We start from the raw sequence: 13,566 nt of genomic DNA on the forward strand, positions 1-13,566 counted from the left end.
AGAAGGGGGCCGCTAAAAAGCGGCCCCTGCACATTTTGGTTCAAAAAAAGAATAAACAAAAAACAAGTCTATGCAGGCACCCCTGCTTTCTTATAATGCACTACCGGCAACTCTCTCAAGCGTGCGGCAGCGTATTCTGGTGTAATATCCCTTTGAGGATGCGCCAGCATTTCATATCCTACCATAAACTTCTTCACGGTAGCAGAGCGCAGCAATGGCGGATAGAAGTGCATATGCCAGTGCCATTCAGGATGACTGTCGCCATCATTAAAAGGCATCTGGTGCATACCCGCTGAATAAGGGAATGATGTTTCAAACAGATTGTCGTATTTGGTGGTCAGCTCTTTCAGGATAGCCGCCAGTCCATCACGTTCTGCAGGTGTAAACTGTAACAGGTGCTGTACATGACGACGGCTGATGATCATCGCCTCATAAGGCCATACTGCCCAGAAAGGCACCACTGCCACAAAATGTTCATTCTGTGCGATGATACGCTCCTCCTGTTTCAATTCCTTCTCCAGGTAAGCAGACAACAGGCTGCGGCCATGCTGCTGATAATAGTTACGTTGCTGGCGTGTTTCCTTCTCTATTTCCATCGGCACATCTTCAGACGCCCATATCTGTCCATGCGGATGCGGATTACTGCATCCCATGATCTCTCCCTTATTTTCGAAGATCTGTATATACTTGATGAAAGGTACTGCTGCCAGCGATTCCAGTTCGGTATGCCAGAGGTCTACCACTTTACGGATATCCGGCAGTTCCATTTCAGGTAATGTAAGGTCATGACGCGGACTGAAGCAGATCACACGACAGATACCCTTTTGTGAACGGGCTACCAGTAGTCCGTCTTCATTCTCGCCTCCCTGTGGCGTATCAGCCAGTAGGGCAGAAAAATCATTTGTAAAAGCGATAGGACCGGTATAGGCCGGATTCTTAGTACCGTCAGCACGGGTATTCCCCGGACATAAATAACAATCCTCCACATAAGCCGGACGCTGTACCAGCGAAGGTGATTCCACCTTACCCTGCCATGGACGTTTAGAGCGGTGTGGAGATACCAATACCCATTCTCCGGTCAGGATATTTAAACGGGTATGAGGATGAGCTGTAAGATCAAAGGTATTTTCAGACATTCTCTCAGAACATTTATCAGAACACTTAATGAAGGACTGCCCCTGGATATGGTAGGGCCAGTCCCTTATAATATCGGCGTTTAATTTGCTTAATTGTTTACAAGATTATTGACAGTACGGCATCCATCTTCAATACTGGTAACGTATGCCTTCAGCGGAGTCTTAAACTGCTGCTCATAACCCGCAGCTGCTTTCTCCAGCAAAGCCGGCACCGCTGATTTCTTCACGATATTGATAGTACAACCACCAAAACCGCCTCCCATCATACGGGCGCCCAGCACTCCCTGCTGACCTGCGGCAAATTCTGCCAGCCAGTTCAGTTCAGGACAGCTCACATTATACAGCTTATCCAGCCCTTCATGTGTAGCGAACACTTTCTGACCGAATGCATGCAGGTCATTACGCTGCAGATCTTCACATGCATCCTGCAGGCGCTGTATTTCTTCCACCACATAGCGACAACGGTTATATACAGTCGCATCATGTCCTTTCACATAAGCGTCCAGCATATCCATGTTGGCGTCGCGGAGGCTATTCACATGCGGGTGATGCTTTTTGATCAGCGCCACACCGGTTTCACATTCTTCTCGGCGGGTATTATATTCTGATGACGCCAGGGAGTGTTTTACCTGTGTATCCAGCAGTACCAGGCTTACATCATCAAAGTTGAAAGGAATATATTCATAGTCCAGCGAAGCGCAATCCAGTTTGATGAGCTGTTGTTTTTTACCGAACATGCTCGCAAACTGGTCCATGATACCACAACGCACACCCACAAAATGGTTTTCCGCAGCCTGTGCCAGCAGCGTCATATCCTTACGGCCTATTTCCAGTCCGAAGAGTTCATTCAGGGCAAAAATAGTAGCGCATTCTACTGCAGCAGAGGATGAAAGGCCAGCGCCCAGGGGAACGTTACCACAGAAAGCACATTCAAAACCGCCAATAATATGCCCTGCCTGTTGCAGTTGCTGTACTACTCCCAGCAGGTAATCCGGCCATCCTTTGGGGGAACGTACCAGGCTATCCAGTGTACCTTCATAGCGGTCATTTACATCCAGTGCATGTAAGACGATCTTCCTGTCATTACGTTTCACAATAGCCAGGTAAATGGCTTTGTCTATAGCTGCGGGCAATACAAACCCGTTATTATAGTCGGTATGCTCTCCGATCAGGTTAATACGCCCTGCCGCTCTTACCATAATTGGTTCCTGGTCAAAATGCTGCTGTGAAAAGGCGTTTAATTTAGCTTGCTCCACTGTGTATTTTTTTAATTGTTGATATACTGGGAAAGGTTATTACGCTTTCCTCAAAGATTTAACTGTATTGACTGTATTTAACTTTATTAGTTTATGATGAAGACACCCTTGTTGACATTAAAATCTAACCGTGGATATACTCATGGAATTCTATTTATGTGGAATAATACTCAAAGTTAAAAGATTTACGTAAACGATTACAATACTTCTCTCTAAAATCCGGTTCAGTACGCTTAACCTATTGGCATTTATTACAATAAATTATTGATAAACAACGCAGTATAGAAAAAAGGATGTGGAATAGACATTAAATGTAATCGTTTACTTTCAATTTTGCAAGCGTCAGGGTGCTTGGATTTCCTTTCCGAGGACTTTCTGAATGCCTCGAATGGGGATACGCGGCTTTCAGGTGGTATCCCCGGCTGAGTTCTTTGAAGTTTCCTGCTACGGAGCATAGGAATGGCGTATGAGACTTTATATACCTATTAAACCCCTGGCGGGTCGCATCAGCTACTTCAAAGAACTTAGGCCGGGGATATCCACCTGAAACCGCCGGCACCTCAGCTGTTCCACTTAATTCATGAAGTGTTATTTCTATGAGGTATTGGTATCCTTCCTTTTGGCAATTATTTAAGCGGAAGTCCTGAACCACGGCAGCAGCAGATGGAGCTTGCTGGCCTAAGTTCTTTGAAGTATGCTGACGCGACCTCCCAGGGGTTTAATAAACATTCAAAAGCTAAATACGCCTATAACCGTCCCATAGAAAAGGAACTTCAAAGAACTCAGCCAGCAAGCTTCATCTGCTGCTGCCGGTACGCCCTTCGCAATAATTATTGAACGTTAAAAAGAAAGCGGAACTCCTGAACCTCGGCAGCAGCAGATGGAGCTTGCTGGCCTAAGTTCTTTGAAGTATGCTGACGCGACCTCCCAGGGGTTTAATAAACATTCAAAAGCTAAATACGCCTATAACCGTCCCATAGTAAGGAACTTCGAAGAACTCAGCCAGCAAGCCCATACTGCCAGCTGCCGGTATGCCCCTCTCAATAATTATTGAACGTTAAAAAGAAAGCAGTATAAAGAGAAAGAAAAATCACTGTTTCTGAGAAGACTGCCTGAACCTCGGCACCGGCTTAAGCACAACTTTCGTCCGCGTCTGCTGACTAACAACCCCATTCCCCTCAATCAATTCCATGAGCAACCGGAACGCCTCCTTCCCCATCTCCACGGTCTGCTGATCAATACTGGACAAACTCGGCGTAATATGCTCATCAAAAGACTCATTCGCAAAACCTACAACCCCAAACGCCCCAGGTATATCTATATGCTTATCTTTCAACTCTTTCACCGCACCCAAAGCCGTAAAATCCTCCACTGCAAAGACAGCATCCGGCGGCTGGGGCAAAGAAAGTAAATACTGAATCGCCTGACGACCAGCATGAATAGAAACATCCCCGAAATACACCAACTCCTCCTCAACAGGAACACCATTATCTGTCAACGCAGCCTTATACCCCTCCAAACGATCCTTGAAGATCTTGAGATGTTGCTGCCCCGCAATATGCGCAACCCGCTTATACCCTTGCTTTAGGAGATGCTCCGTTGCATAATACGCCCCCTTAAAGTCATCCACTACGACGGATGGAATATTGAGACTATCATTCGCACGGTCAAAGAACACCAGCGGCACCCCTCGCTCCTTGATCTCCAGGTAGTGACTAAACTCCATGGTCTCTTTGGCAATAGACGCCAGAATACCATCTACACGGGTACTCAGGAAGGTCTCGATCGCCTTCTTCTCATACTCCGGCTGCTCATTAGACTGGTAAATCAGCACATTGTAGCCGTGCTGGTTCGCCATGGTCTCAATACCATGAACAACGGATCCGAAAAAGTTAATTTCTGCACTGGGAATGATCACACCGATGATATTGGTGCGTCCCGATCTGAGCGACCAGGCGATCCTATCCCGCCTGTAATTCATTTTTTCCGCAGCAGCCTGCACCAGTTTACGTGTTTCCTCACTGGTACCTTTGCGGTTGTTCAGTGCGCGGGATACGGTAGCACCCGTTAAATTCAGCTCTTTAGCGATGTCTGCTATGGTGACTTTGTTATTCAACAAGGGGTAGCTTTGCCACTAAAGTTAAAAATTCATTCCGGATACGCCAAAATTTCTGGCTATGCGTAGTAAAATGGTTGTATTATATTTATAGACAACATATTTTACAGGCAACCAATTTCTATTTTCCAGGCAACTAATTATGACTATGAGCAAAGCTACACCACAGCGCTTTTTACCGCTGGACGTTTTCAGGGGATTAACCGTATGTTTTATGATCATTGTGAATACGCCGGGATGGGACACGGCCTATTCCATTCTCAACCACGCCAAATGGCATGGCTGTACACCGACCGATATGGTATTCCCTTCCTTTCTGTTTGCCGTGGGAAATGCCATGAGCTTCAGTATGCGCAAGTTCGCAGAACTGGATAACACCACCGTATTGGCCAAAATTTTCCGCCGTACCATTCTCATTTTCCTGCTGGGTTACCTGATGTACTGGTTGCCCTTTGTACGGCATACGGATACCGGCCTGGAATTTATCCCTATTTCAGACACCCGTATCCTGGGTGTACTACAACGCATTGCCCTCTGCTATTGCTTTGGCTCTCTGCTGATCCACTACCTGCCTAAAAAGGCGGTATGGATAGTAAGCGCGGTGCTGCTGCTGGGTTATTGGGCTATTATGTATGCCTTCGGCCAGCCAGGCGATCCTTACAGCCTGACAGGTAATGCTGCCATAAGCTTTGATAAACTGGTACTGGGCGACAGCCACCTCTATCATGGTGAAGGCATCGCATTCGACCCTGAGGGACTGCTAAGCACCCTTCCTGCAATTGTGAATGTCATTGCCGGTTATTACACCGGTCTGTTTATCCAGGAACATGGTAAAACAGCCCTGGGCCGCACCCGCCTGTTACAAATGGGCGGATTGCTGATACTGGTGGCACTGGTGTGGAATACGGTATTCCCGATCAACAAAAAGCTCTGGACCAGCTCTTATGTGCTCTTTACCGTGGGAATAGACCTCTGGATCCTCGCGATACTGATCTATGTGATCGACTATAAAAAACAGGAACGCTGGACCAGCTTCTTCACCGTTTTTGGCAAGAATCCGCTGTTCCTCTATTTGCTGTCTGAAGTACTGGTTATTTTCCTCTATTTCTTCCAGGTGGGCGACATGAGCGTGCACCGCTGGATCAATACCTACATTTTCCAGGCGATACTTCCGGGTAAACCAGGCTCCCTGCTGTTTGCCCTGGTGTATATGTTACTTTGCTGGTCGGTGGGCAAGATACTTGATAAAAAGCGTATATACATACGTGTTTAAGTCAGGATGTCCTATCTTAGCTAATAATAAGACAACGGCTTTTGCAGATCATTGTGTAATTATTAGTTATCTATTAGTATGGAACTATCTTTAAAGGGGAAAACCGCCGTTATCTGTGGAAGCACTCAGGGAATAGGATTGGCAACAGCCAGGGAACTGGCAGCGTTGGGAGCAGAATGCATTCTGCTGGCCCGGAACAGAGAAACACTGAAAGCCGTTGTGCCCACACTAGCAACCGATCACTTACAGGAGCACAGTTACAAGGTAGCTGACTTCCGCGATACACAGCAGGTAGAACAGACCATCCAGCATATTGCTGAAAGTAAAACAGTACATATCCTGGTGAACAATACCAGCGGCCCTAAGACAGGCCCAGTAATGGAAGCCGATATACACGAATTTACTGATGCCTTTCAGCAACATCTGATCATCAATCACATACTTGTACAAGCTGTCATAGCCGGCATGACCGCCGCCGGCTATGGCCGCATTATCAATATCATTTCAACATCGGTAAAAGCACCGCTCAGAAACCTGGGCGTCTCTAATACCATCAGGGCAGCAGTGGCCAACTGGGCAAAGACGATGGCCAGCGAACTGGCGCCTTATGGCATTACTGTAAACAATGTCCTGCCTGGCACTACCAATACGGCCCGCCTGCAGACCATCCTGGAACAGAATGCCGCCCGGCGCAATACCGCCATCACCACCATAGAAGAAGAACTGCTGAACGAGATACCCATGAAACGCTTTGCTGACCCGAAAGAGATTGCTGCAGCTGTTGCTTTTCTGGCCACACCGGCCGCAGGATATATTACCGGCACCAACCTCTGTGTAGATGGAGGGAAAACACCGGTGTTATAACAACGCTATCCCCGTCCTCACATCAAAAGAAGTCGGTTCCACCTGATAACATACAAACCAATTAAGATATTCTCAAAAAGTAAAGGCCCCGGCAAAAACCGGGGCCTAATTCATCACTTTTTACTATTACAAATTGAACAAGTGTGTATCTGATCTTACAAAACTCCACAATCCTGTCCCAACCTGTAAAGCAAAAACGGAAATTCATTTACGCAAGCGGGAAAACTGTCCCGCTTTTATATTACTCCTTGTCAAACCATAAACGGGTAACCAGTTGGTCCGGGCCCTGATTGGCTACGGCTTTCTTGTAGTTAACTCCGTTCAATGCCTGCTCGGAAGATGGATAAGTCAGTCTCAGTGGCATCTTACCTGCTCCAAGTGCACCGGAATATGCAGGTGCCAGTTTAGGATAGTCCAGTCTGCGCCATTCCGCAAAACCTTCCAACCCTTCTCCAAACAACGCCAGCCATTTCTGGTCACCGATGGATTGTTTGTAATTAGCAGGATTGTATACTACAGAAGGTTGCGCCACGTAAGTCGCTACATTCACGTCACTTACATTGTACTGCTTCAGTGAAGTTGTCACCGCTTTTGTATACAGTGTAGCTGCATCACCTGATAATAATCCGACCTGCGCCGCTTCTGCCTTGATGAACCACAGTTCAGCCGCATTGAATAACACTGCCGGAGCTGCAGTAGCAGTGAACACTGCTCCTACATCAGAAGTCTTGTTCAGGCCCAGACGGGATGCAGAATCAGTACGCAGACCATTCGTAACACCCACGATCTTATTAGTATCTCTTGGCAGTGCACCATAGATAGACAAGCGTGGATCATTCAATGCATTCAGTTTATCTACCACACTCTTACTGATCCTGTAGTCGTTACGGGTTTCCCTGTTCTTTGCTACCGGGTTCTGGTTAGGAGATGCCTGGTAGATCAGTTGTGCGTTATCTAAGTTGTCAGTGATCAGGTTATTGTCGTCAGCACCTATTTCATCAAATACTGCTTTCGCCGCGGCAAACTCTTTATCAGATATACGCAAAGCGATACGCAGTCTTAAAGAGTTGGCAAATTTCTTCCAGCGCAGCATGCTTCCATTATACAGGATATCGCCGGCAATAGGATTATCTGACGGAGAGATCAGTCCTACAGCTGTTTTCAGCTCAGCCAGCAGTCCCAGGTAAATATCACGCTGTGCATCATATTCAGGTGTCAGGTACTGTTCAATCTGGGAAGTCTGTTTATAAGGCACATCACCATACAGGTCTGTCAACACCTGGAAGATCCATGAACGCATGATGATACCCACTGCCTTGTAGTTTGGATTGTGCAGGGTATCGCCCAGCTCTATCAGTTTGGTAAAATCAGATACGCCCTGTGCATAGAAGTTATTCCATACAGTCTGGATACTGGTAGCAGCAGGAATATACCTGTCGGGATCAGTGTACTGGATCTTAGCCCAGTACTGCACATACAGCAGACTGGTTTCCATAGAAGCATCAGTACCCCAGTAAGTGTCCACATTGGTTTTGATACCATTGGTCAGCAGGTAGTCCGGCTGTACTGATTCAGATTCATTTGGGTTCTTGTTGATGTCTTCCAGTTGTTTCGTGCAACTGCTCAGTATCACTGCTGCACCCGCCAGACCCAATATATATTTAACTAATTTCATGATTGCTACGTTTAATCTGTTCAATTAAAAGGATACCCTCAGGTTAAGACCTACACTACGCACTGTCGGGATCTGTAAGGTTTCAAGACCTTGTCCGTTACCAGTGTTGAATGCTGTTTCAGGATCAATGTTAGGTACCTTCTTGTCTATATACCAGAGGTTACGTGCAGTTACCGTCAGATTAACTGCCTGCAGGCCCCATCTGTGGATCAGCTCCTGTGGCAATGCATATCCCAGTCTTACTTCACGCAGTTTGATGAAAGAAGCATTGTATACACTGCTCTCATTCAGGGAAGAGCTATACACAGATTTGTAATAAGTCTGTGCTGACACGATCTGCTCATTCTTTTTACCATCTGCAGTTACACCATCGAAGACCATACCATCATGGTATACAGTTTCTCCACCAGGAGCTGCTGCATTGTGGTCTGCCAGGCGGATTGCTTTGGTAGCACCGTTATTGCCGGCATAGTAATAAGGAAGACCTCCATGTTCTGCATCACGGCCAGGCAGGCTCGCTGCCAGTACACCTGTATAGATACCGGTGTAATTAGTACCGGACCAGATCTGGCCACCCTGTCTTGTATCGATCAGGAAGCCTAATGTGAATCCTTTAAAGGAGAAGTTGTTGTTCACACTTCCCGTCCATTTCGGTGTATAGTAACCCAGTACTTTTTTGTCGTCAGCGATCTGCGGCGTACCTGCTGCAGTACCTGTTTCATTTACCAGGATACGTCCCTGTGCATCGCGTTTGAAGGCTTTACCATACAGTGCACCATAACGTTTTCCTTTGCTGGCCAGTACCTGTATATTACCAGAGCTACCCAGCACATAATCATTCAGGAATCCTTCTTTATCCAGCTCTACAACCTTACTGATGTTCTTCGCATAGTTGAAGTTGATATCCCAGCGGAAACCGGAAGCAGTAGTGATTGGCGTACCACCTAAGGTTACTTCCACACCATGGTTGTTGATCTTACCTGCGTTCAGCAGTTTTTTCAGATAACCGGTAGTGGCACTTACGTCAGCCAGCAGGATCTGGTTGTAACTGCTGGATGTATAATAGGTCACATCAGTACGGATACGGTCATCGAAGAAACTTGCTTCCAGACCTACTTCTGATGCTTTGGTGATCTCTGGTTTCAGATCTTTCTTCAGGAACTTATCATTCACGGTCAGCATTGGATTGCTACCGAAAGGCTGACTGAATGGATAAGTATTGATCAGCTGATAAGGAACTGCATCATTACCAACCTGCGCCCATCCACCTCTGATCTTCAGGAGAGACAATACATCACCTTTGACACCAAGCGCATCGCTCAACACCACAGACGCATTCACAGAAGGATAGAAATAAGAGTTGTTTGCAGCAGGCAGTGTAGAAGAGCGGTCGTTACGTGCAGTAACGTTCAGGAAAGCCCAGTCCCTGAAGCTCAGCTGAGCAGATGCAAATGCACTGTATACTCTCAGTTTGGTGAATAAACTGGTAGAGATTAACGGATCCCTGGAGTTGTTCAGGGTATACACATCTTTTACAGCCAATTTAGGCGCCTGCTGATAGTTCTGTTCGAACTGATTGGTACGCTCGTTGGCACCGATCAATCCATCAATAGAGAAGTCGCTGTTAAGTTTCTTCTTTGCATTCAATGTAAACTCAATGTTGGTTTCTGTTACGAGGTAGTTATCTTCTGTATAGGAACCAAATGGAGTACCATTAGTATAGTATGCAACTTTGTATTTACGCTTGTCATTGTAAGTATCTGTACCCACGCGCAGATTAGCAGAGAGCCAGTTGGTGATTTCGTAAGAGAGACGGGCATTTCCGAAGAAACGGTTACGTACCTGTCCTACTGTATTTTCGTTCTGGATCCAGTAAGGATTGCTGTAATAGCTGTGGTTCCAGTTGTAATCTGTACCATCTGCATTCTTGTAATTGCGCAGCAGTTTGGTATCTACCTGGCGGCCAAACCAGATGAACTGCAGGGTCACACTGTTGCCTCGACGACCATCCACACCCGGCAGGTTGTCTGCACCGCCCCTGGTATAGTTGGCAAATGTACTCAGGGTCAGTTTAGGCGCGATACGGTAAGTACTGTTCAGTGTAAATGAGTTACGGGTGATACCTGTATTAGGCAGGATACCGGTCTGTTTGGTATTATTGTAAGAGAAACGGTAATCGAGTTTCTCATTGCTGCCACCTACTGATAAACCATTATTCAGTGTATAACCTGTTTCATAGAAATCTCTTACGTTATCAGGATGCGGCACAAAAGGAGCCGGCTGACCATTAGAGAAGAACTGGGGAATGAGGCGGCCATCCATTTTCGGGCCCCAGCTTTCATCTGTACCATCATTCAATCCACCACCTTTACCATCTACATAAGAGAACTGTCCGCCAGAACCCTGTCCATATACATCCTGGAACTTAGGCAGTACCAGCAGGCTCTCGAAGGTAGCGCTGGAATTTACAGTAATACCCAGGCCTTTGGCGCCTTTACCGGTCTTGGTTTTGATCACCAGTACACCGGCGGCTGCGCGTGAACCGTACAAAGCCGCAGCGTTAGGGCCTTTCAGTACGCTCAGCGATTCGATATCGTCGGGGTTCAGATCGGAGATGGCATTAGCGAAGTCACGACCAGTACCCACACCCAGCTGACTGTTATCTACCGGCACACCATCTATAATGAACAGTGGCTGGTTGTTACCCGCGATAGAAGTTTCACCACGGATGATGATACGGGAAGAACCCAGGTTACCCTGGCTGTTGGTCACCGTTACACCGGCGATCTTACCTGCCAGTGCATTTACCAGGTTGGTTTCTTTGGCTTCCGCGATATCTTTCGACTTCAGTTCCTGTACGGCATAACCGAGGGAACGTTTTTCTCTGGAAATGCCCAGCGCAGTTACCACTACTTCATTCAGCTTGCTTTCAGCGCTTTCCAGTGCAATATTGATCACCTTACCAGTACCCACTACCTGGTCTACCGGACTATAACCTATGAAAGAGAAACGAAGTGTGTCGGTTGGTTTTGCTGTGATAGAGAACTTACCATCAGCATCAGTGGTTGTACCACGGTTGGTTCCCTTGATAGTAACGATCGCACCCGGAATACGTTGTGCATCGGAGCGGGAGGTAACAACACCGGATACTTTGTTATCCTGCGCCTGTGCCCATTGCAGACCCAGTACCAGGAACAGCAGTATGCCAGCTGTTGCTTTTAAATGTTTGATCATTGTATCAGATTTACGAAGTGTTTTAAGATGATTGCTGGTCTGTCCGGGCAATGAAATGTCCCTCTGCCGGACGACCCGCAGTTACGACGATTAGATGGTTTCTGTTAATTAATTATCTGAAACAGGTTTTACATGCACATGTAAGAGGAACAATGCATGCCGGTACAACACCGGGACATGGTTTCGGCTGATTTACTACAGACTCCTGCTGCTGTACCCTGATTGAACATATAGGCTATGACCATTTAACTGTTGGCTTTAATACTGCGCCAAAATTAACATATATTTAGTAACCTACAAAACAAGTAGACTTAATAGGCTGAATAATATTTATATTCGTTTAAATACTATCAATAGCGGGAGAAATAAGTATCTATTGGTCCTCTCCGGGCAATAATCCTGCATCCTGCAACTGTTTTTTCACCGCCGGATTAGCACTGTACTTAGAAATGGGGCCCTTCAGATTCTTTGCATCGAGGGTTAAGGGATTGAATTTATCGCGGAATGCACCAGCAAAAGCGTTACCATATATCAGGTTCATCCAGGTGTAATAAGGCTCATATCGGCCATATCCCCGGTATTGCCAGAACTGGTCCATCTGTTTGGTAAACTGCTCCAGGCCGGCGCTGAACTCCTGTTCCGTAGCCTTTGTAACAGGAGGCTTCCGCTTCAGCGCATCCAGTTGTTCCTGTTTATAGAGGGTGATACTGAAATGAGAACCAGTATCTTTTTTAATTGCGGCCAGCGCTTCCTGCATAGTCTTATATCCATTATCCACACCATCTGCACAGAACATCACCAGGGAATCCTGTCGCTTGAAGTACTGGAATGTAGTGCAGAAATAGATGTTATCGTCCGACAGATGGATCGTATACATTCTGCCATTATCAAAGACCCGCTTTACTTCCAGGTGCTGCTCCCCGCCTCCCCTGCCAGACGCCCCTGCTAACTTTACCTGCCGGGAAGGACCGCCTGTGTTTCCTATCACCAGTTCATCATCATCGATCTTCAGATGACAAACCGGTGTATTTCCGGTAGTAAATGTATACCAGTCCCCTTTCTGTGCGAATACGGGAGAGATCTGTGTACACAATGCAAAAAGACAGCAGAGGCTAATAGACAAGGATCGCATAACGTTATTTAAAAAGGTTATTCACTTTGTTGCATGAGACTGAATAGTATCTTCTTCTCCCCTTCATCAAGATCAATACCAGTTGTGGAATCAGCAGGAATAAAATGCCTTTTGAAGGCTTTTATAGCAGCCACTGAATCCCTGGTGTCATAGCCAACAATACGCAGTGCCTGTTTGCTGTTGAAATCTCCCGGCAGGATGATCTTTGCGGTGTCGCCATACCACAAGCCAAAACCCTTCTCTGCCAGCTGCTGCCAGGGGAAATAAGCGCTGGGATCTACCTTACGGCTGGGAGCAATATCTCCGTGACCAATGAAATTGGCTGCCGGAATATTATACCGGTGCTTCAGGGAATCCAGCAACACCATCAGACTGTTAATCTGCTGTGGCTGAAACGGCACAAGCCCGTTGTTGTCCAGCTCAATTCCGATAGAGCAGGAGTTCATATCGGTTACATTGCCCCATTTGGACAAGCCGGCATGCCATGCACGCAGATAATCGTTCAGCATATGATTGATCGTTCCGTCGCCACAGATCACATAATGTGCGCTTACCTGTGTACGGGGAAGAGTGAAGGTGCGGAAGGTGGAATCGCAGGAGCCCTGCGCTGTATGATGAATGATAACATAGTTAGGCTTCCGCATATTAAAATTCGTGGTGCCGATCCAGTTCACTGCTGCAGGGGCGCCTTCTGCTGGTACCTGTGAAGGCTGTGCTCTCAGTACACTGGCATATTGTTTTGCCTGCTGACGGTACGCCTTATTGGTCGTTGCATAAGGTTTAGGCGCACAACTGTATATTGTTGCGGCCATTACCCATAATATTAAACGTGGATATTGCTTCATTGTATTCATCTTTGGTATCTTAATTTAATGATTAT

9 protein-coding genes are annotated in these 13,566 nt (G+C 46.6%); 2 read left to right on the top strand and 7 right to left on the bottom strand.

The genetic code is table 11. From position 1 onward, the window contains the following. Positions 1-68 precede the first annotated feature (68 nt). The 3 genes from BLR32_RS24055 to BLR32_RS24065 all read right to left on the bottom strand — a co-directional run bounded on the left by BLR32_RS24055 (position 69) and on the right by BLR32_RS24065 (position 4,508). On the bottom strand, positions 69-1,136 hold the full coding sequence (locus BLR32_RS24055) for a UDP-glucose--hexose-1-phosphate uridylyltransferase (RefSeq protein ID WP_089835398.1): 1,068 nt from the start codon (positions 1,134-1,136) through the stop codon (positions 69-71). Positions 1,137-1,225: 89 nt separating this feature from the next. Continuing rightward, positions 1,226-2,392: a galactokinase gene (gene galK / locus BLR32_RS24060; RefSeq protein WP_089835399.1), complete on the bottom strand. Its 1,167-nt coding sequence runs from the start codon at positions 2,390-2,392 to the stop codon at positions 1,226-1,228. Between the two features lie 1,090 nt (positions 2,393-3,482). Then, on the bottom strand, positions 3,483-4,508 hold the full coding sequence (locus tag BLR32_RS24065; RefSeq protein WP_089835458.1) for a LacI family DNA-binding transcriptional regulator: 1,026 nt from the start codon (positions 4,506-4,508) through the stop codon (positions 3,483-3,485). A gap of 148 nt (positions 4,509-4,656) precedes the next feature. On the opposite strand from BLR32_RS24065, the gene BLR32_RS24070 reads away from it, so the two are divergent. Together BLR32_RS24070 and BLR32_RS24075 are read left to right on the top strand one after the other, a co-directional pair. Then, a complete protein-coding gene (locus BLR32_RS24070; RefSeq protein WP_089835460.1) occupies positions 4,657-5,781 on the top strand; it encodes an acyltransferase family protein in 1,125 nt (374 codons plus the stop codon). Positions 5,782-5,859: 78 nt separating this feature from the next. Then, a complete protein-coding gene (locus BLR32_RS24075; RefSeq protein WP_089835400.1) occupies positions 5,860-6,645 on the top strand; it encodes an SDR family oxidoreductase in 786 nt (261 codons plus the stop codon). Positions 6,646-6,886: 241 nt separating this feature from the next. Here the strand turns inward: BLR32_RS24075 and BLR32_RS24080 are convergent, their stop codons facing one another. The 4 genes from BLR32_RS24080 to BLR32_RS24095 all read right to left on the bottom strand — a co-directional run bounded on the left by BLR32_RS24080 (position 6,887) and on the right by BLR32_RS24095 (position 13,498). After that, positions 6,887-8,320, bottom strand: a complete 1,434-nt coding sequence (locus tag BLR32_RS24080; protein WP_089835401.1) for a SusD/RagB family nutrient-binding outer membrane lipoprotein — start codon at positions 8,318-8,320, stop codon at positions 6,887-6,889. Positions 8,321-8,344: 24 nt separating this feature from the next. Next, a complete protein-coding gene (locus BLR32_RS24085) occupies positions 8,345-11,554 on the bottom strand; it encodes a SusC/RagA family TonB-linked outer membrane protein (protein WP_089835402.1) in 3,210 nt (1,069 codons plus the stop codon). Between the two features lie 373 nt (positions 11,555-11,927). After that, complete coding sequence (locus BLR32_RS24090; RefSeq protein ID WP_143011559.1) at positions 11,928-12,686, bottom strand: hypothetical protein; 759 nt, start codon at positions 12,684-12,686, stop codon at positions 11,928-11,930. Between the two features lie 17 nt (positions 12,687-12,703). Next, on the bottom strand, positions 12,704-13,498 hold the full coding sequence (locus tag BLR32_RS24095; RefSeq protein ID WP_245705511.1) for an N-acetylmuramoyl-L-alanine amidase: 795 nt from the start codon (positions 13,496-13,498) through the stop codon (positions 12,704-12,706). Between the last annotated feature and the right edge of the window lie 68 nt (positions 13,499-13,566).

Origin of the sequence: Chitinophaga filiformis (assembly GCF_900102545.1) — a bacterium.
Taxonomy (GTDB): Bacteria; Bacteroidota; Bacteroidia; order Chitinophagales; family Chitinophagaceae; genus Chitinophaga; species Chitinophaga filiformis.